Raw genomic sequence first — 20364 nt, forward strand, 5'->3', positions numbered from 1 at the left:
ATGGACCAGCAACGCATCCTCACCATTCTTCTCAACTACCGCACACCGGAAATGACGCTGCAGGCCGCCGCGGCCGCCTTGCGCGAAATGGAGAACCTGCCGGGCGAGCTGCTGATCATCGACAACGGATCCGGCGACGGCTCCTATGAGCAGATCCGCGCACAGGCGGAGGCGCGCGGCTGGCTAGCCAGCGGGTGTCTCCGGGTGATCGCCGCGCCGGTGAACGGCGGCTTTGGCGCCGGCATGAATATCGGCATCAAGGCCGGCCTGTCGGACGGCAGCGCGCCGGAATTCTATTACCTGCTGAACTCCGACGCCTTTGTGCAGGGCCGCACCATCCGCACCCTGCGCGATTTCCTGCTGGAACATCCCGGCGCAGGTCTGGCCGGCTCTTACGTGCGCGGCACGGACGGCACGCCGCACCGCACCGCCTTCCGCTTCCCCTCCATCGCGGGCGAGTTCGAAGCCAGCGTGCGCACAGGAATGTTCACCCGGCTTCTGAAACCCTGGGTGGTCGCCATGGACCTGCCCCAGGCTGAGCTGCAGGTCGACTGGACCGCCGGCGCCAGCCTGATGATCCGGCGTGAAGCGGCCGCGGCCGTTGGCGGCTTTGACGAGACCTTCTTTCTGTATTTCGAGGAAACAGACCTCTGCCGCCGCGCCGCCCGTGCGGGCTGGCGCACCCACTATGTCCCGGCCAGCGAGATCGCCCATGTCGGCTCCGCCTCCACCGGCATGAAAGCCTGGCAGCGCACGCCGCACTACTGGTTCGACTCGCGCCGTCATTACTTCGTGAAGCACCACGGGCACGCCTATGCCGCCGCCGCCACGCTGGCACGGGCCGCCGGCAGCCTGATCTATGGCCTGCGCCGCCTGATCCAGAACAAGCCGCAGGCGGATCCGCCGTATTTCCTGCGCGATCTGATCCTGTACAGCCTGCGGGCAATGGCTGCACCGCGCCCGGAACCGTCGCAGGAAACGCGCCCTCCTTCTTCGCTGGCAAAGGAGCCGAAATGACCCCTTTCACCTGTGCCCTGATCGGCAATGAAACCCTGCTGATCGGCTGTGCCGATGCCTTGCTGGCGCGCGGTCACCAGATCCGCGCTGTGGTCTCCCGGGATCCCGGTATCCGCAGCTGGGCCGGCGGCAAGGGGCTGACCCTGCTGAACAGCCAGCAGCAGCTGCAAGGCGGGTTCGACTGGCTGCTGTCAATTGCCAACCTGACGGTGATCCCGCAGGACATTCTGGCGCTGGCCGCCAAAGGCGCGGTGAATTTCCACGACGGCCCCCTGCCCGCCTACGCGGGCCTCAACACCCCGAACTGGGCGCTGATCAATGGCGAAACACAGCATGGTATCAGCTGGCATCTGGTCGAGGGCGGCGTGGACGAGGGCGATATCCTGGCCCGGCGGATGTTCGATGTGGCGGGGCAAGAAACCGCCTTCAGTCTGAACTCCAAATGCTACGCCGCCGCGTTGGACAGCTTTGGCGAGGTGATCGCGCAACTGGAAACCGGCGACCTGAACCGGCAGCCGCAAGACCTGAGCCAGCGCCGTGTGTTCGCCAAATCCGACCGCCCGGCCGCGGGCGGGCTGCTGGATTTCACCCGCCCCGCCGCCGAACTGGCCCGGCTGGTCCGGGCGCTGGACACCGGCGGTTACTGGAATCCTCTGTGCGCCGCCAAATTGCGGATTGGCGGCCGCGTGGTTCTGACCGCTGCCGCAGAAACGGCAGCGGGCTCCGGCGCCCCCGGCACGGTGCTTGACGTCCGTAAAGACAGCGTGACAATCGCCGCTGCAGGCGGTGCGCTGATGCTGTCGCGGCTGACCACCCCTGCAGGCAAACCGCTGGACCCGGCCGGACTGATCCACGCCGGGGATATGCTGCCTGCGCTGTCCGCGGAGGAGGCCAAAGCCCTCACCGCACAGATGGCCGCCGCGCAGGCCGGCGAGCAGCACTGGCGCCAGGCGCTTGCTGCGATGCAGCCGGTCCAGGTGCCGCTGGCCTCAGATACCGGCAGCACGGGAATGGCCCGCCGCGAGATTGCCCTGCCAGCCGGTCTCAGCCAAGAACAGGCCGCTGCCGGAGTGCTGGCCTGGGCGTTGCTCAGCAGCGGCGAAACCACCGCGGATGTGGCGCTGTCCCTTGGCGGCATGAACACGGTTCCAGGGCTGATCTCCGATTGGGTGCCGCTGCAAGTGCGGCGGGAGGAGACTGTTTCAGACCTGCAGGCGAGAACCTGTCAGCATATTGAAGAAGCGCGGAAATACGGCGGATTTGCCGAGGATCTGGTCGCGCGCGCTCCGGAGATTTCGGGTTTTTCTCAACCGGCCATAGGCCTGTTGCTGGACAAGGACGGCCCCGTTTCCGGCTGCACCGCCACCGTCGCCTTATGTGATGGCACATTGGCGCTGCATACGGACCAGGCCCGGCTGGCGAGCACCGCCGCAGACCTGCTTGCCGCGCGGTTGGAACTGGTGCTGGACGCCCTCGCCAAGGATGCAAGCCAACCGGTGTCAGCCCTGCCCATCCTGCCGGTTGCCGAACGCAAGATGCTGCTGGAGGACTGGAACCGGACCGCAACCGAGTACCCATCGGATCTGACCATCCACGCAGCCTTTGAAGCCCAGGCTGCCAACACGCCGGACGCCGTCGCTCTGGTCTTTGAGGACCAGAGTTTCACCTATAGCGAAGTCAATGCCCGCGCCAATGCGGTGGCCCTGCGCCTGCGTGAATTGGACGTGAAACCGGGTACGCATGCAGGCATCCACATCCGCCGCGCGCCCGAACTGGTTTTTGCCGCCCTGGGCGTGATGAAGGCCGGCGCCGCCTATGTGCCTTTGGACCCGGCCTACCCCGCAAACAGGATCGCGCATTATATCAGCGACAGCCGGGCGCAGGTGATCATCACGCAGGCTGCACTGGCTGGAAAACTGCCGGCCTCCGGCGCGCGGGTGCTGGAAATCGAGACCGTCCCCGCGGGGACAGCCGAAGATAACATTGATGGCGGCGCCAGGGGCAGCGATCTGGCCTATCTGATTTACACTTCCGGCTCCACCGGCCTGCCGAAGGGGGTGATGGTCAGCCATGCCAATGCCGCGAATTTCTTTACCGGCATGGACCAGCGCATCCCGCATCAGCCCGGCGACGCCTGGCTGGCGGTCACCAGTCTCAGCTTTGACATCTCGGTGCTGGAACTGTTCTGGACCCTGTCGCGCGGCGTCAAGCTGGTCTTGTCCAGCGACGAAAGCCGGCTGGAATTGTCCAGGGGCCCGGTTGCACAGTCAGACCGCAGGATGGATTTCAACCTGTTCTACTGGGGCAATGACGACGGGCCGGGGCCGCAGAAATACCATCTGCTGCTGGAAGGGGCCAAATTTGCCGATCGCCACGGGTTCAATGCGGTCTGGACACCGGAGCGGCATTTCCATGCCTTTGGCGGCCCCTATCCGAACCCGTCGGTAACTGGTGCCGCTGTCGCCGCGGTGACACAGAACCTCGGCGTGCGCGGCGGCTCCTGCGTCGCGCCGCTGCACCACCCGGCGCGGATCGCCGAGGAATGGGCGGTGATCGACAACTTGACAGCAGGCCGCGCCGGGATCGGCTTTGCCTCGGGGTGGCAGCCGGATGATTTCATCCTGCGGCCGGAAAACACGCCGCCCGCAAACAAACCCGCGCTGTTCGAAAGCATTGAAACCGTCCGCAAGCTCTGGCGCGGCGAGGAGGTTGCCTTTCCCCGCGGGGACGGCAGCGAACACGCCGTTGTCACCCAGCCCCGCCCGGTATCCAAGGAGCTGCCGGTCTGGGTCACCACCGCGGGCAACCCGGAAACCTGGCGCGAGGCGGGTGCGATCGGGGCAAATGTGCTGACCCATCTGCTGGGCCAGAGCATTGAGGAGGTCGGCAGCAAGATCGGCATCTATCACGCGGCCCTGCGCAGCGCCGGCCATGACCCTGCGGATTTCAAGGTCACGCTGATGCTGCACAGCTATCTGGCGCAGACCCGCGAAGAGGCCCGCCAGGTGGCGCGGGAGCCGATGAAGGGTTATCTGCGCTCGGCGGCGGGGCTGATCAAGCAATATGCCTGGGCCTTCCCGGCGTTCAAGAAACCCGAAGGGGTCAAGACCCCGTTTGAGATGGATCTGGGGTCTTTGGCGGAGGCGGAGCTGGAAGCGATCCTCGACTTTGCCTTTGAGCGTTATTTCGAGGAGTCCGGCCTGTTCGGAACCATCGGGGACGCCTGCCGGCGCGTCGGGCAGCTGAAGCGGATCGGGGTGGATGAGATTGCCTGCCTGATCGATTACGGCATCGCGCCGGATGTGGTGCTGGAGGGGCTGAAACCGCTGGCCGAGGTGCTGCGCCTTGCCAACGCGCCGCAGGAACTGGCGGCGGATGACTTCTCGCTGGGCGCGCAGATCCTGCGCCACGGGATCAGCCATTTGCAATGCACACCGTCGATGGCGCGGATGATCGCCGCCGATGAAAACGCAAGCGCCTGCCTGGGGCGCCTGCAGCATCTTCTGCTGGGCGGCGAGGCATTGCCGGGCGATCTGGTGCGGGCCTTGCGGGGCGCGACAGGGGCTGAAATCCACAACATGTACGGCCCGACCGAAACCACGGTCTGGTCGACAGTGGAGAAAATCAGCGCTGTCCCCGCGGGGACAGCCGGGATCGGGACGCCGGTTGCGAATACACAGGTTTATGTGCTGGACGAAAAACAATCGCCTGTCCCCGCGGGGACAGCCGGTGAATTGTTTATCGGCGGCGCGGGCGTCACGGCGGGGTACTGGCAGCGGCAGGAACTGACCTGTGAACGGTTTGTTAACGCACCGTTCGCCGATGGCCCCCTGTACCGCACCGGCGATCTGGTGCACTGGACTGCGGATGGGCGGCTGGTCTTTTTGGGCCGCAGCGACCATCAGGTGAAGATCCGCGGCCAGCGGATCGAACTGGGCGAAATCGAGGCTGCCATGGCGGCCTTCCCGGGTGTCACGGGTGCGGTGGCGGTGCCGCGCGGCGGCAGCGGGGCCGAGCAGCTGGCTGGCTATATCACGGTTTCCGCTCCGGTTGCCGAAAATGCTCTGAAACGGGCGCTGGCGGCAAAACTGGCTGAGGTGATGGTGCCCGCGCATATCGTCACGCTGGAGGCTTTCCCCCTGACGCCGAACAGGAAAATCGACCGCAAGGCGCTGCCGGAGCCGAAACCGGCACGGGCCGAAGCCGCGCCGGCAATGCCGCTGGATGCAGGCGCGCAGGCAAAGATCGCAACCGTCTGGAGCCGTATCCTGGGCGTCAGCGGCATTGGCGCGCAGGACAACTTCTTTGCGCTTGGCGGCCATTCGCTGCTGGCAGTGCAGGCGCACCGGGAGCTGCGCGAAGAACTGGCTGGCGCACTGGGCACCGCGGCGCTGTCGATCACCGATATCTTCCGCTTCCCGACGCTGGCCGGGCTGGCCGCCCATATTGAAGGGCTTGCAGGGACTCCTTCAAATGCGGAAGAACAGCCGCAGGACACCCAAGAGCCTGACCGCGCCGGCACCATGTCAAAGCGGCGGGCGATGCGTGCAAACCGCAGAGCAAGGACCGGATGACAGAGGCCGAAAACAAACTGGCAGAGCGGCTGGATCTGATGCGGCTGCTGATTGCCGCGGATGTGGCCGTGGCGGGTGCGGATCCGCTGGCCGCCCTGCCCGTGCCCTTTGCCCAGGAGGCCGCGGGCCTGTCGCCCAACGCGGCTGCCAAGCGGCGCAATGAATTTGCCGCCGGGCGCAGCGCGGCGCATCTGGCGATGAAACAGCTGGGCCTGCCCCCTGTTCCGGTTCCGGTGGGCAGCGACCGGGCACCGGTCTGGCCCGAGGGGCTGGTGGGCTCGCTCACCCATACCAAAAGCTGCGCCATGGCGGTGCTGGCCAGAACGGGCGATGTTCAAGCGCTGGGGATCGACATCGAAGAGGACACGCCCCTGAAGGACGAACTTCTGCCCGCGATCTGCTCGGAGCGCGAACAGGCCTGGCTGCGGCGGCAGGACAATCCGGGGCAGATGGCCAAGGTGATCTTTTCCGCCAAGGAAGCGGCCTATAAATGCCAGTACACGCTGAGCCGGGCCTTTTACGGCTTTGACGGGATGGAGCTGGAGTTTGATCTGGCGGCAGGCGCCTATCAGGCTGTGTTCACCGCCGGACGGCCGCCGTTTGCACGCGGCGAGGCGGTTGGCGGGCGCTTTGCGATTGGCGCCGGGCTGATCATCACCACGGCGGAAATCCGGGGGCGCGGATGATGGGGCGGCGCGGGTTTCTGGCCCTGGCGGCGGCGGTTTCAGCACTGGGGCTGGCCGCAGTTGCGGCGCGCAGCCGCGGCGTGCTGGTTCCGCCGCCGCTGGCGCCGCCTGAGGCCGCTTTGAAGGTGTTTCATCTGGGGCATTCGCTGGTCGGGCCTGACATGCCGCATATGCTGGCGCAGCTGGCGCCCGCCGGGCATGGTTACAACAGCCAGCTGGGATCGGGCACATCGCTGCGGGCGCATTGGGAACCGGGGGAGGATATCCTTGATTTCGCCGCAGCCAACCAGCCGCCTGCCTACCGGGACGCGCGGCAGGCTGTTGGGTCCGGGGAGTACGATGCAGTGGTGCTGACCGAGATGGTCGAACTGCGCGATGCCCTTCGCTACTTTGATGCGGCAGAATACCTGGGCAAATGGGCCGGTCTTGCGCGGGAGGCCTCGCCGGACACTCGCATTTACCTGTATGAGACCTGGCACAGGCTGAACGACCCGGAGGGCTGGCTGGACCGGATCGACGGCGATCTGGAGAACCTCTGGGTGAACAAGCTGCTGGGGCCGGACAGCCGCGGAAAGCCGCAGCAGCCGGTCTATCTGATCCCCGGCGGACAGGTGCTGGCGGCGCTGGCGCGGGCGGCAGAGGCCGGCGGGATCCCGGGCCTGGCTTCACGTGAATCGCTGTTTGCCCGGACATCCGAAGGCGGTTTGGATACCATACATGTCAATGATCTGGGGGCCTATGCGGTCGCCCTGACCCATTACGCGGTGCTGTATCAGCGCGCGCCTGCAGGGCTGCGGCATGAACTGACCCGCGCCGATGGCAGCCCGGCGCAAGCGTTTTCGGCGGAAGCCGCCGCCAAGGTGCAGCAGATCGTCTGGGACGCGGTGCGCGCCTTGCCCCGCACCGGCCTTGGCGCCGCAGGGGGGCCGGCATGAAGCTGGAGGCGCTGATCACCTCCGTCGTTATGATCGGCCATTCGCTGTTCGGGCCGGACAACCCGCAGATGCTGGACCAGCTTCTGGATGCGCGCGGCCAGGCCACGGTGGAGGCGCAGATCATCAACGGCGCGCCGCTGAGCTACAACTGGCAGCACAGCAGCACCGCCGAGGGCGTTGATTCACGTGAAAGGCTGCGCCAGCCGGCCGATGCGGTGATCGTCACCGAGGCGATACCGCTGGCCAATCATCTGAAGTGGAGCGATACCGAAGGCGCTGTGACCCGGTTTTATGAGCTGGCGCGGGCGGCCAATCCGGATACCGCGTTCTACCTGCAGGAAACCTGGCACAGCCTGGACAGCGGCACCGGCGCCGAGGTGCCCTTTGACAAGGGCGCGGATATTCCCTGGCGCGAGCGGATCAGTCAGGACCTGCCGCGCTGGCAGGCGGTGGCCGATGAGGTGAACACCGCCACCGGCGGCACCGTGAAACTGCTGCCCGCGGGGCAGGCCATGGCCCGGCTGGAGGATGCGATCCTGGCCGGCACCATGCCCGGCCTCAGCAGCATCCGGGATGTGTTTGCCGATGACATCCACCCCAATGCCACCGGTTTCTATTTCCTGGCGCTGCTGCAGTATGCGGTGCTGACCGGGCAGGATCCGGCGGGTCTGCCGCATCGGCTGAGCGACCGCTGGGGCAAGCCATACCCCGCGCCGCCGCCTGAACTGGCGGCCCGGCTGCAGCAGATCGCCTGGGCTGCGGCCCAAGGCACCGGCGTGCGCACCGCTGCATTGCCGCCGGACCCTGCCGCGCTGCCGCGGGAGCCTGCTCTGCCTGTGTTCAACACGGCGCAGGCCGCAGACCGGATTGCCCCGGAGGCCACCCCCGCCCGGCAGCCTGTCGCCATCAACCTGGCAGCCATCGCGGATTGGAGCACCCAGGCGCCCTTCCTGGATCACTTCAAGACCGCGCGCCCCTGGATCGGGCATCTGCCGAAACGCTGGGGCGGCGCGGATCACCAGGATCTTGTGGCGGCCGGGTATCTGGACCCGGAGGGCTGGCCCACCGCCATCCCGCCTGAGCTGGCCTCCATCGGCACTGTGATCCTGACCGATCTGCCCGAGGAAGCCGTCTCGCTTGCGGGCCGCTATGTGCTGCGGTTCGACGGTCAGGGCATTGTCGAGGTTGCGGGCCGGGCAGAGAACGTGCGCTACGGCAAGGGCGAGGTGCGGTTTGACTATGCCCCCGGCCCCGGTCCGGTGGAAATACGGATCCAGCGGACCGGGCGGCGCACTGGCAGCGGCGCGGACTATGTCCGCAACATCCGGGTGGTGAAGGAAGAGCATCTGGAAGCCTATGAGCGGGGCGAACTGTTCAATCCCTTGTGGCTGGACCGGCTGGACGGGTTTGCCGCGCTGCGGTTCATGGATTGGATGGCCACCAATGACTCTGGCCAAACCGGCTGGGAGGACCGGCCGCGGGTCCCGGAGTACACCTGGGCGCTGAAGGGCGTTCCGGCGGAAATCATGCTGGCGCTGGCCAATACGCTGGGGGCGGATCCCTGGTTCACCATGCCGCATATGGCGGATGATACCTATGTCCGCCAGTTCGCACGGCTGACGGAACGCGGGCTGGATGAAGACCTGCGCGCCTATGCGGAATACTCCAACGAGGTCTGGAACTGGCAATTCCAGCAAGCCGCCTGGGCCGATGCGCAGGCGCAGACGCGCTGGGGCGGCGACGGGCTGTGGATGCAGTTCTATGGCGGCCGTGCCGCCGAGGTTGCGCAGATCTGGGCCCAGGTTTTTGGCGAAGGCAACGAGCGGCTGGTGCGGGTGATTTCCTCGCAGACCGGCTGGCTGGGATTGGAAGAGCAGGTTCTGTCAGCGCCGCTGTGGAAGGCGGAACAGCCGGGGCGCAAGCCTCCTGCTGCCTATTTCGATGCCTATGCGGTGACGGGCTATTTCGGCGGCATCCTTGGCGTCACGGAACACGCCGGGCATGTAAGGGCGTGGATCGCCGGCAGCCGCGAACAGGCCCGGACCGTGGCGGCGCAACGCGGATTGACGGGCACCGCCGCGGATCAGTTTGCGGCAAGGCATCAGTATGACGCAGCCTCGGCGCAGGCCGGAGCGGAATTGCGCGACGGGCTGATCTCGGGCGACGGCGCCGACACCTTGACCGACCTGCTGGGGCGGGTGCTGCCCTACCATGCCGGAATTGCCCGCAAACACGGGCTGGATCTGATCATGTATGAGGGCGGCAGCCATGTGGTCGGCATCGGTCCGATGGTGGAGGATGAGACACTCACCGGGTTCTTCACCCATTTCAACTATACCCCCGAGATGGGCAGGCTGTACCAGGAACTGCTGGCGGGCTGGAACGCCCTGGGCGGCGGTCTGTTCACCGCCTATGCCGACGTCGGCGCACCGGGAAAATGGGGCAGCTGGGGGGCGTTGCGGGTTCTGAGCGACGAGAACCCGCGCTGGGACGCGCTGGCGGCGGTCAGATGACGCCGCAGGTCTCGGTGCTGATCCCGGCCCATGACGAGGCGGAGTATATCGCAGGGTGCCTGCAGGCGGTCTTTGCCTCGGATCCGCTGCCGGCGGGCATGGCCGCTGAGGTTCTGGTGCTGGCAAACGGCTGCCGCGATGAGACCGCCGCGTTGGCCCGCGCGCAGAGGCCGCCTGCGGGCTGGGATCTGCGGGTGCTGGAACTGCCGGAAGCCGGCAAGCTTGGCGCGCTGAATGCCGGCGATGCGGCGGCCCGCGGCGATCTCCTGATCTATCTGGATGCGGATGTTGCCGTCAGCCCGGCGCTGATCCCGCAAATTGCCGCGGCGCTGGCGCAGGAGGGGCCGCTTTATGCCAGCGGCTGCCCGCAGGTGGCGCTGGCGCGCAGTACGGTGACCCGTGCCTATGCACGGTTCTGGAACCGGCTGCCGTTTGTCACCGGCGGCGTGCCCGGATTCGGCGTGTTCGCCATGAACCGGGCCGGACGGCAGCGCTGGGGGGACTGGCCGGATATCATCGCCGATGACATTTTTGCCCGGCTGAATTTCGCCCCGTCCGAGCGGGTGAAAGTGCCGGCTGTCTACAGCTGGCCGATGGTGGAGGGCTTCCGCAACCTGGTGCGGGTGCGGCGGCGGCAAAACGCGGGCGTGGCGGAGGTGGCAAGCAAATTCCCTGTCCTGCAGCAGAATGAAGACAAATCACCGCCGGGCGCCGGCTTTGTGCTGAAGCTGCTGCTGTCGGATCCAGCCGGGTTCCTGGTCTATGCGATGGTCGCCCTGGCCACAAAAACGCCGCTGTTTGCGTCAGCCAGCCGCTGGACCCGCGGCCGCTGAGCCCCGGCTTTTGCAGCAGGCCTGTCCCGTTGGGTCTCCCGCGCCCGCAGGGTGCCCTGGCTGCGCCAGCGCGCCCTTGGCGGCCTTGGGCGTGGCCCGGCGCCAATGCGCCGGGCCACGCCCAACGGAAGCGGTGCATCCGCAGATGCGGCGGCGACGGGCGGGAGTACCCCGGATTTACCCGGTGATGGCCTTGCGGAAATGGGCGGCGAGTTTGGCGGCCTCTGCGGCACTGTCATGACGGTCCAGCACGCGCCTGCGGCCTGCCTGGCCCATGGCATTCAATTGCGGATGCGGTGTCTGTGCAAGGCTGAGGACGGCCTGTGCCAATGCGTCCTCATCCCCGGCCGGCAGCAGCCAGCCCGTTTGCCCCTGCACCACCAGCTCGGGCGTGCCTGCGATACATGTTGCAATCACCGGACGCGCAGCGGCCATCGCCTCCATCACCACCATCGGCAGGCCTTCGGCAAAAGACGGCATCACCAGCGCGTGGGACCGGTCCAGCTCTGCCTGCACTTCGGTTTCGGCAAGCCAGCCGGTCAGGGTGACGCTATCCTGCAACCCATGCGCGGCAATCGCGGCTTCCAGCGGCGGCCGCATATCGCCGTCACCGATCAGCGACAGATGCAGATCCGGAAGTTCCTGAACCAGCCGGGCCATGGCGTTCACCAGCACCATCTGGCCTTTCTGCTCCACAAACCGCCCGATCGCCACCAGCCGCAGCGGCCCCTGCGGCAACGGTGCTGGACCGGCAAACCGTTCCGGCTCAATCCCGCAATGCACCACTTTCAGACTGTCCCACTTGCCGAAAGACGCCCAGCGGCTCAGCTGGCTTTTGCCAAAGCTGCTGACCGCCACGGTGAAAGCCGCGCGGTTGATTTTCTCGCCCAGCGACAGCGCTTGCGGCGCGTCGAACTCCTCGGGCCCGTGCACGGTGAAACTGTAGCCCGGCCCGCCCAGCACCTGGGCCAGCATCGCGACAGCGGCAGCGTTGGTGCCGAAATGGGCGTGCATATGCTGCACGCCTGCCGCCGCGCAGCGCTGTTTCACATAGGCGGCTTCGCCGAGATATATCAGGTGCCGCAGAAGACCCTTGTCCGATGCCCGGGCCAGTCTCGCCGCCAGCCGCAGCGCTTGTGCGAAACGGGCGGGGGCTGCTGCCTCCCGCGCGAGCGCGGCAAGCAGGCGCCCGGCGCCGGACTGCAGCACGTAGCCGGTGCGCGCGGCCTCGGCCTGATCCTGCGGATCCGCCAAAGCCGCAGCCGAAGGGCGCATTGCCAGGCGCAGGATCTCCACGCCCTGATGTTCCAGCGCCTGCAGCTCACGCCGGATGAAACTGTGCGAGGGCTGGGGGTAAGTGTTCAGGACATAAGCAATTTTCAACGCGGCTGGTTCCGTGCAAATCTTGGGTCTGCGGCAGGTTAGCGGCGGTTGAGCGGCTTGCCCAGCGTCCTGTTGCGCCTGTCGCACAGACGTGGAGAATGGGCTGCGGGAGTGATGATTGTTACGGCATTCCGGCCCCTGCATCCCGCATTCCTGTTGCAGGCCGCCCTGCGATTGACGCCCCCTGCCCTGCCGCCTAGCCTGCGGAACCGAACGTTGGGGGATTGGCGCGGATATGCAGCGGGTTGCATCGCTTTTTACCGGTCAGGGGATGATCGCGCGGGTGCTGCGTTCGGCCTCCTGGCTGATGATCGGATTCGGCGGCAGCCAGGCCTTGCGGCTGGCCTCCAACCTGATCCTGACCCGCATCCTGTTTCCCGAGGCCTTTGGCCTGATGGCGCTGGTGTCGGTGGTGACGGTGGGGCTGTCGCTGTTTTCAGACGTTGGCATCGGCCCGTCGATTGCCCAGAACAAGCGCGGCGATGATCCCGGCTTTCTGAACACGGCCTGGACCATCCAGGTGATCCGCGGTTTTGGCCTTTGGGCATTGACGGCCCTGCTGGCCTGGCCTGCGGCGCAGTTTTATGGCGCGCCGGAGCTGCTGATCTACCTGCCCATTGCCGGTGCCGGACTGGCCATTGCAGGTTTCAACCCGACTCGGATCGAGACCGCGCACCGGCATCTTCTGGCGGGCCGGGTCACGGCGCTGGATCTGGCGGGCCAGGTTATCGGGCTGGCGGCCATGATTGCGCTGGCCCTTGTCACGCAGTCGGTGATCGCGCTGGTGCTGGGCGGGGTGATCCAGGCGGCGGCGAAACTGCTGCTGTGCCATTACGGGCTGCCCGGTGCTGCAAACCGGTTCCGATGGGAGCGGGCGGCAGCGGGAGAACTCATGCATTTCGGCAAGTGGATTTTCCTGTCGACCGCCTTTTGGTTCCTGACTTCGCAAGGGGACCGGGCGATTCTGGGCAAGTTCGTCCCGCTGGAGGTGCTGGGCATCTACAACATCGGCTATTTTCTGGCGAGTTTTCCGATGCTGCTGGGCCATGCGGTGAACCAGCGGCTGATGATCCCGGTTTACCGCGGCAAGCCCGCAGAAGCTGCGCCGGAAAACCTGCGGCGGCAGCGGCAGCTGCGCTGCGGTCTGACGGCGGGGATCCTGGCGATGCTGATTGCGATGGCCTGGGCCGGGCCCTGGCTGGTTCAGATCCTGTATGACGGCCGGTATCTTCAGGCCGGGCCGATGATTGTGATGATCGCGCTGGCACTGGCGCCCGCAGTGATCACCATGACCTATGACCAGGCGGCGCTGGCGGGTGGCGACAGCCGCGGGTTCTTTGTGTTCTCCGCGGCGCGGGCCTGCCTGCAGACCGGGATGTTCCTGGGTGGCGTGGCCTGGTTCGGGCTGGCGGGCGGGATTGCAGCGCTGGGGCTGGCGATGCTGGCAGCCTATCCGGTGCTGGTGCGGCTGGCCCGCCGGCACCATGTCTGGGATCCGCTGCATGATGCCGGCTATGGGCTGCTGGCGCTGCTGGCGGGCGGTGCGGTGCTGCACTGGCACTGGGATGCTGTAGCGGCCATGGCGGCCGCGATGAGCTCTTCCTGACCTCAGGCCCCGCGCCTGAACAGTCTGAACAGCCCGCGGTGCGGCCGCCGGGCGTCCATTAGCCGGGCGTCCATTACAGGGATTGAAACAACTGGCATCAGGCCGGTTTCCCGCTCCATCTGCGCGGCAGTGCGCAGAACCGGATGGCGCAGCTCCTGCAGAAAGGCCGCCAGCAAGGCCGCGATGACGCTGGCTGCCGCGCCCAGCAGGGCCTTGGTCTTGCGGGCCCCGGTGACCGGGTAATCCGGCAGCGGCGCCGGTTCGATCACTGTCAGCCGCTCGGCCTGACGACCGGTTTCCAGGCGGAAGCCGACCTCGGCCTCGTTGCGGCGGGCGGTCATTTGCGACAGCTCCTTCTGCGCCTGCTCCAGGCGGCGGTCATAGGCGCCCAGCCGGCGCTCAACCTCAGGCGTGGTCTGCAAAGAGGCCTCCAGCCCGGTCTTGCGCTGGGTCAGAAGCTGCTCCTGAGCGTCCAGCGTGGCCAGCTGCTGTTCAGCCTCCGCCAGCAACCGGCGGGCAGTGGCAGGACGTTCCGTGGCCTGCGCCTGAACCGCGGCGCGGCGGATTTCGATGCGTTCGCGGGCAATCTCCAGCAGGCCCTCGTTGAGTGCGGCAATTTCGGCGCGGCGGAATTCGATGGTGCCGGGCAAGGTCACGTCATTCTCATAGCGGTAGGCCGCAATTTCGTCCTCCAGAACCGCGACCTGATCTGCCAGTGCGGCCTCTTTTCCGGCAAAGAAGCTGAGGGTTTCGCGGGCCTGATCAATGCGGGTGGCGATGCTGAGTTCGATGGTGCGGCGGCCGAATTCGCTGGCGACCTGCTGCGCCTGTTCGGCAGAGGGCATCCGGGCGGTGATGGTCAGCACCGAAATGGTGCCGTCATCCGCATAACCTTCACGGGCGGCGGCAACGCCGGTGATGCGGACGGAGTCCCGCAGAAGCGCCACCTTCTGCAATTGGGTCAGCGCGGCCATGTCCGCGTAAAGGCCGAATTTTTCGATGATTTCCAGCACCGTGCCGCGCGCCATCAGGCGTTGTTCGATCAACTGCATCCGGCGGGCCGAGGAGCCTTCGACCGTTGATTTCGCCAGTTCACCGGCGATCTGCGGCTGGGTGATCTGCAGCACCTCGGCGGTTTCAAATTCATGCTGCTGACTGGCGGCAAACCAGAGCGACAGCAGACAGCCGAGAACAAAGACGCAAGAAATGGTGAACAGCCTGCGCCGCACCATGTCCAGGAAATCGCCAAGCGTGTATATCGGCCCCATCTGTCTGCTCTCTTGCGGCTGGTGCGCGCCAGCCGGTTGCCATCCATGCCTTCAGGCAGCCCGCCAGCCGCCGTTGCCCCTGTTCGGACCACATTAACCGGGCGAAACTATGACGCCCGGCTGCGTGGCCGTCAGTTCAGCGGGCTGTCCGCCTTGCGTGCCCGGTTCAAAACAACGCCCAGCATTTGCGTATGGCCCGCCAGCATCTTCTCGCAGGCGGCCAGCTGGGCGGCCGTGGTGCTGGTGCCGTCCGCAATCAGCAGCACCCCGTCCACCTGCGGCAGGAAGGCGGCGGTGTCGTCATGCTCCAGCACCGGCGGCAGGTCGAACAGAGCGGTATCCGCGTCCAGCCGCAGTATCATGTCCTCCAGCACGCCGGCACAGCTGCGGCCATGCAGGATTTCGGCGGCATCCTGATCCGCGGCGCTGTTCAGCCCGACTGCCAGCGTCGGCAGCGGGCGCAGCAGCTGATCCTCCAGTTGAACGCGGCCGGACAGGAAACCGGCCAGTCCCCCTGGCGCCGTCATGCCCAATGCCCGCGCGGCACCGGGGCGGCGGAAGTTCATATCCATCAGGATCGTGCGGCTGTCCGGCACCCGTGCCAGGCTCAACGCCAGGTTCACGGCCGAAAAGGTGGTGCCGCACCCGGCGGCGGGCGCCGTCACCGCAACCCGTTTCCAGCCGCGGGCCTTCAGCGTGTGCAACAGCCGGGTGCGCAGGAGGTCAAAGGACTTGGCGGCAGGGTCTGCGCGGAACCGGCTGACTAGCGGCAGGCGCGCCTGCGCCTGCGCGGCAGCGTCGAACGGCACCTGGCGGATCCTGTCCCAGGAGCCAGGCAGGGTTGCGGGCAATTGCGAAGGGGCGGCAGCGGCAGGCGCAATCGAAGGCGAAGGCGGGCTGCTGCCATCATCAGCGGCAATCGGCATGGCATCCGCCGGAGCGCCGCGGCGGCGGAACCGTCTGAAGCCCTGCTCGCTCATGCCGTTTTGTTCTCCCTCCTGCGGGCTGCCTGCCGGACCGGCAGCACATGCCTCTGATAGTGCAAAATGCTTCACAACCGCGTTCCCTGCAATGGCTGACCGGGCTGCGGCGGGCAATCGGGCCGGGGCCTGCAGCAGATCAGGCAAAAATTAATATCCCGTCCCCTTCAGCACCACGCCGGCGGTGCGCCAGATCAGCCCCAGGTCCCGGCCCAGCGACAGGCTGCGCCGGTATTCAAAATCGGCGCGCATGCGGCTGGCAAAGCCGGCTTCATTACGGACCGAAACCTGCCAGACGCCGGTGATACCCGGACGCAGGTCGTTATAGGCGCTGGCATCGCCATAGATCGGCAGCTGTTCCGGCATCATCGGGCGCGGGCCGACCAGGCTCATATCGCCGGCCAGCACGTTCCACAGCTGCGGCAGCTCGTCCAGCGAGGTTGCGCGCAGAAAACGGCCAACCGCTGTGATACGCGGGTCATTCTTCAGCTTCTGGGTCTCGTCCCATTCCCGCCGCAGCGCCGGGTCGGTCTTAAGATAATGCAGCAGCAGCCGGTCCGCATCGCGCACCATGGTGCGCAGCTTCAGGATCCGGAAAACCCGCCCGCCGCGGCCCAGACGGGCCTGCGTGTAAAACGGCAGGCCGCCCTCCAGCCAGAGCGCTGCCGCACATAGCGCGATCAGCGGCAGCACCAGCGGCAGGCTTAGAATCACCAGCAGCAGATCCAGCCCCCGCTTGCCTGCTGCAGCATAAGCACCGCCCGCGCTTTGCCCCGACCGCCCCGCCTGAGCGATGCCCCTTAAAGCCGCATTTATGTTGGCTGCTTGGATCGGACGTGCTGCCATCGCTGGACGCCGACATTCGATTTCAGCCTGCATAAAAGACAGCCCCGCCCCTCCGGGAATCATGTCTTTCATTCAAAAAACCCCGCTTTCCAGCCTCAAATCCTGCTGGACCGCCGCCTGAAAAGACGGCCGCTAAAACTCACCCCGGCTTTCCGCGTGTCTTTGACTGCGAAACACCATCACTGATTTTCAGATTCAGAACCGGGCACGCCCCCACGCGCCCGCATCTTTTTTGCACCCCCTAATTTCCCGGCGGCAGTTCATTGCTGCACCTTTCCGCAGCTCATCTCATTTAAAGCAAATTTTAGAAAAACCGTGCGAAATGTGAGAGCAGAGCGGAAATTTCCCTAAAATCCCATTTGAATGCTTGCCGAACAGAGACAATTCCCGCGGATCGCAAATCATTGTTCACGCTTGAGTTCGAGCCCGATATTGGAATCAGAGTCACCGCGGCGCCATTGTGCCGGTTTATTTTCCCCGGAACTGTCCCGGGCTTTGGCCTGTCCAGCGCCGGAACGCGTCGCTGAAACTATTCAATCCTGAGTAGCCTAAAAGAAACGCGATTTCGGCCAAGGCCAGACCGCTTTCCCGCAGATAGCGAATTGCCAGCGCCTTGCGCAGTTCCTCAAGAATGGTGAAGTAGCTGGTACCCGTTTGCGCCAATTTGCGCGACAGGGTCCGCGGGCTCATCCCCAGATCCGCCGCCACATTGGCAAGCGTTGCCGATCCGCCGGACAGCCGGGCGGAAACCGCGTCCTCAACCTGTGCCGCAAGACCTGTGTTCTTGCGGCCCCGCGCCTGCCCTTCCAGAAGCTGATCCCCGTAAGACCGCAGCAGCCGCAGCAAGACACGGTCGGCGCCGGCCAGCGGCAGCTCCAGATCTTCGGGCCTGAACACAAACCGGCTGGCCTGGGCGCCGAACTCCACCGGGCAGCCGTAGAAAGCCTGGACCTCATCCCTTCCGCCGCTGCGCTCATGGCTGAAGGCTGCCGATTGCGGTTCAATCCGGGCTTCGGTCCCATCGCGAAGGGCGGTAAAAAATACTGCTGCCAGAAACTCGATATACTGACGCGCGCGCGACCCGGACGCCGCTCTGCACGTCCAGGTGAACTCGCCATGCGAGGCAAGCCGGGAAGTATCCATTTCCCAGACGTCGCTCATCACGCCGGCATACCGTGCGATGTTGCGCAGAAAGCAGCCGGCAGTCGGCGAGCTGCGGGCGATGTAGCCCAGCAGCCCGGCCTTGCGCAGATCCGTTGCACAGCCGAGGCGAAAGCCGAATAACCCGTCGCCGGTCAGCGCCGCCGCACGTTCGAAAAGGCCCGCGGTCACTGCAAACGGTGCTACGGGGTCTTCCTGGTGCAGCAGCGCCTGGCCGAAACCGGTTCCCGCAAAAACCGCCCCAGGCGTATAGTCCCGGGCCAGAAGATGGCGCGCGGCCAACTGGGCGAAAATCGCATTATGCGGTGCCGGCGTGCCGGGCATGTCTTCAGTACCTCCTGTCGCTGCTCAGCTTAGGGCGCGTGTTTCCGGCACGGCACAAGCCACGAGGCCGGCAGGTCCTGCGCTGCTTGCCGCCGCCCCTGACCGGGGCCGGACGGCATTGAACGGGCGCAGCGCCGGCGATGCCGCAACAGTACTGGATTTTACGGACCGGGCGCAGAGCCGGACACCCTGTCTTTTGCACAAATCCTGGGCGCATTATCCTATGGCGCGTATACTTGCGCGCAGCAGGTTCGCCATACGGGTGTTCCGGCCCGTACCGGCGGGCGGGCGGCCCACTTGCCGGAACCGGGAATCAGCGCCATAAGCCCGGAAACGCAATGGCAGAGGAAGTGAGGGCATCATGCAACCTCCCCGCAACGGTCCCGGCTGGCTGGCCGCAAATCTGGACGGAGACACGCTTTCAGCCTGGGAAGTGGCCGGCGGCACAGCGGGGCCGGCCCAAGTGCTGCGCCTGCAGGACAGCCGCCCGCCTGCGCTGGCGGCAGCGCTGCGGCAGGTGCTGGGCGGCGCGCTGCGCCCGGTGCTGCTGGGCGGCAGTGCCCTGGCGCCGCCGCATCCGGTCCCGGTGCGGCCTGCGGAGCTGCCTGCGGTCAAAACGGATTTGGACGGCATGCCGGTTCACGCCCTGCCAGGGTTGAGCCAGTCCGCCCCCTGCGGACTGATGCGAGGCGCCGTGGCCGCCATCAGCGGCTTCCTGCGGCTGAACCCGGATTGGGACGGGGTGATCTGCCTGCCAGGAGCGGTGACGCATTGGGTGCAGATAAGCGCCCGGGAGGCGGTCAGTTTTCAAGGTGCTTTGACCGCTCGGCTGGCACAAGCAGCGGTACAGGGCATGGCGCTGGACACGGCAGGCCCCTGGGACAACGCTGCATTGGCTGAGGCGGTGGCAGACAGCATTGCCAAACCCGAACATCTGGCGGCACGGCTGGCCGCGGTTCAGGCGGCCGCAGCGCTGGGGCAACTGCCTGCAGAAACGGCACGGGCGCAGATTTGGGGACATTTTCTGGGCGCCGAGCTGGCAGCCGCCCGGCCTTACTGGCTGGGCCAGAATCTGGCCTTGATCGCCGAACCGTCTCAGCAGGCGCTCTATGCCGCCGCTTTGGGGGCGCAGGCGCTGCCGGTCACCTTGGCGGACCATGCCCGCATGACGCTGGAAGGGCTGAAAGGGGCCTGGCCCGGTTAGATGAACCGCACGCCGGCCTTCTCCACACTGGCAGCCGGCGCACAGGACTGCGTCCTGCCTGCAGTCAGCCAGGACGTCTCAAGGCAAACCAGTGCGCTCCCGCGCCTGCGGGTGCCCCGGCTGCGCCGGTCCCCTTTGGCAGCCTTGGGCGTAGCGCAGGCCTTCCGGGAGGAAGGCCGAAGCCGGGCGGGAGCGTTTCGAGGGTATCGGGTGGTGTCAGGTTTCTGCCTTGTACCGGCAGCCCTTGCCGGGCGGTTCTTCCGGCGGTCCAGCAAAACACTGGGCAATCTGCATCCAGCTGACGGCTGCCCCGCCTGACAGCTGAAGCCTTGTGTCAGCAATGCTGCGCACCTGGGTGACCACCTGGGCAAACTCCACCGCAGAGCCTTTGACAAAACCCGCCTCCTGCGGCGTGTTCCAGTCCCAGACCGCTCCGGACGGCCCGGTCAGCTGCACAAAGGGCGCAGGCTCCGGCACCGCCAGCCCGCGGTTGCGGAAACTCCAGCCGTAGGTCGCCACCCCCAGATGGGCGATGTTGCGGATGCGGTCCTGCTCCTGCCGCTCCCGGCCCAGGAGGTCGAATATCTCCTGTCCGTGCGCCCAGGTCTCCATCTGCCGGGCCGTGACCGAGCTGAGCGCGCTCATGCCCGGCCCGATCCATTTCAACCGCCGTTTGGGATCCGCCTTGGCAAAGGCATCTGCACAAGTCTCCGCCCCGAGCCGCCAAGACTCAAACAGCGCCCGCCCCGACAGGCCGTTCAGCCATGGGAATTGGCAGTCCAGGATGGGCTTGCCCGCCTGCATGTCCCGCTGCACCGGCGCAATGAAGGCGGTAAAGGCCTCATCTCCCTGCAATGCAATCTCCGCTGCAGCGTTGAACAGATGCAGATGCCCCAGCACGTGATCAATGGTCCACCCCTTGAACTGGGTCGCGCGGTGGAAGCCCGCCTCTGGCAGATCCTCTAGAATCGCCGCCAAAGCGCGGCTTTCGGCACGGAAATCTTCGGCCTGCTGCATGTCTGCTCCCCGGTTCA

At 66.2% G+C, this 20364-nt stretch carries 14 protein-coding genes; 8 read left to right on the forward strand and 6 right to left on the reverse strand.

The features are described from left to right. From METH_RS13525 to METH_RS13550, 6 genes are read left to right on the forward strand one after another with little or no spacing between them, the layout of a single operon-like run. Complete coding sequence (locus tag METH_RS13525; RefSeq protein WP_024091043.1) at window positions 1–1017, forward strand: glycosyltransferase family 2 protein; 1017 nt, start codon at window positions 1–3, stop codon at window positions 1015–1017. Beyond that, window positions 1014–5591 (forward strand): MupA/Atu3671 family FMN-dependent luciferase-like monooxygenase, encoded by a 4578-nt coding sequence (locus METH_RS13530; protein ID WP_024091044.1) that lies wholly within the window; start codon window positions 1014–1016, stop codon window positions 5589–5591. Before METH_RS13525 ends, METH_RS13530 begins: the two co-directional genes overlap by 4 nt. Next, complete coding sequence (locus METH_RS13535; protein ID WP_024091045.1) at window positions 5588–6277, forward strand: 4'-phosphopantetheinyl transferase family protein; 690 nt, start codon at window positions 5588–5590, stop codon at window positions 6275–6277. The genes METH_RS13530 and METH_RS13535 overlap by 4 nt, the downstream gene beginning before the upstream one ends. Beyond that, window positions 6274–7212, forward strand: a complete 939-nt coding sequence (locus METH_RS13540) for a hypothetical protein (protein ID WP_024091046.1) — start codon at window positions 6274–6276, stop codon at window positions 7210–7212. Before METH_RS13535 ends, METH_RS13540 begins: the two co-directional genes overlap by 4 nt. Beyond that, window positions 7209–9725 (forward strand): hypothetical protein, encoded by a 2517-nt coding sequence (locus METH_RS13545; protein ID WP_024091047.1) that lies wholly within the window; start codon window positions 7209–7211, stop codon window positions 9723–9725. Before METH_RS13540 ends, METH_RS13545 begins: the two co-directional genes overlap by 4 nt. After that, window positions 9722–10558, forward strand: a complete 837-nt coding sequence (locus METH_RS13550; RefSeq protein ID WP_024091048.1) for a glycosyltransferase family 2 protein — start codon at window positions 9722–9724, stop codon at window positions 10556–10558. Before METH_RS13545 ends, METH_RS13550 begins: the two co-directional genes overlap by 4 nt. 177 nt (window positions 10559–10735) lie before the next feature. On the opposite strand, the gene METH_RS13555 is transcribed toward METH_RS13550, so the two are convergent. Then, window positions 10736–11941 (reverse strand): glycosyltransferase family 4 protein, encoded by a 1206-nt coding sequence (locus tag METH_RS13555; RefSeq protein WP_024091049.1) that lies wholly within the window; start codon window positions 11939–11941, stop codon window positions 10736–10738. 235 nt (window positions 11942–12176) lie between these two features. Between METH_RS13555 and METH_RS13560 the strand changes: the two genes are divergently transcribed. Further along, window positions 12177–13547: an oligosaccharide flippase family protein gene (locus tag METH_RS13560; RefSeq protein ID WP_024091050.1), complete on the forward strand. Its 1371-nt coding sequence runs from the start codon at window positions 12177–12179 to the stop codon at window positions 13545–13547. 2 nt (window positions 13548–13549) lie between these two features. Here METH_RS13560 and METH_RS13565 read toward each other — a convergent pair whose 3' ends face one another. The 4 genes from METH_RS13565 to METH_RS13580 form a co-directional block, all read right to left on the reverse strand. Next, window positions 13550–14815, reverse strand: a complete 1266-nt coding sequence (locus METH_RS13565) for a GumC domain-containing protein (protein ID WP_024091051.1) — start codon at window positions 14813–14815, stop codon at window positions 13550–13552. A 131-nt stretch (window positions 14816–14946) separates the two neighbouring features. After that, window positions 14947–15795, reverse strand: coding sequence for a CpsD/CapB family tyrosine-protein kinase (locus METH_RS13570; protein WP_024091052.1), 849 nt, complete (start codon window positions 15793–15795; stop codon window positions 14947–14949). Between the two features lie 150 nt (window positions 15796–15945). Beyond that, complete coding sequence (locus tag METH_RS13575; RefSeq protein ID WP_044008671.1) at window positions 15946–16641, reverse strand: sugar transferase; 696 nt, start codon at window positions 16639–16641, stop codon at window positions 15946–15948. Between the two features lie 468 nt (window positions 16642–17109). Next, complete coding sequence (locus tag METH_RS13580) at window positions 17110–18126, reverse strand: AraC family transcriptional regulator ligand-binding domain-containing protein (protein WP_024091054.1); 1017 nt, start codon at window positions 18124–18126, stop codon at window positions 17110–17112. 361 nt (window positions 18127–18487) lie between these two features. Between METH_RS13580 and METH_RS13590 the strand changes: the two genes are divergently transcribed. After that, the gene (locus tag METH_RS13590; protein ID WP_024091055.1) at window positions 18488–19330 is read left to right on the forward strand and encodes a 2-dehydro-3-deoxygalactonokinase; all 843 of its coding nucleotides are present in this window, start codon (window positions 18488–18490) and stop codon (window positions 19328–19330) included. Between the two features lie 216 nt (window positions 19331–19546). On the opposite strand, the gene METH_RS13595 is transcribed toward METH_RS13590, so the two are convergent. Further along, window positions 19547–20347: a TIGR03084 family metal-binding protein gene (locus METH_RS13595; RefSeq protein WP_024091056.1), complete on the reverse strand. Its 801-nt coding sequence runs from the start codon at window positions 20345–20347 to the stop codon at window positions 19547–19549. Window positions 20348–20364 lie beyond the last annotated feature (17 nt).

The sequence above is a fragment of the Leisingera methylohalidivorans DSM 14336 genome, from assembly GCF_000511355.1.
GTDB classification, from domain to species: Bacteria; Pseudomonadota; Alphaproteobacteria; order Rhodobacterales; family Rhodobacteraceae; genus Leisingera; species Leisingera methylohalidivorans.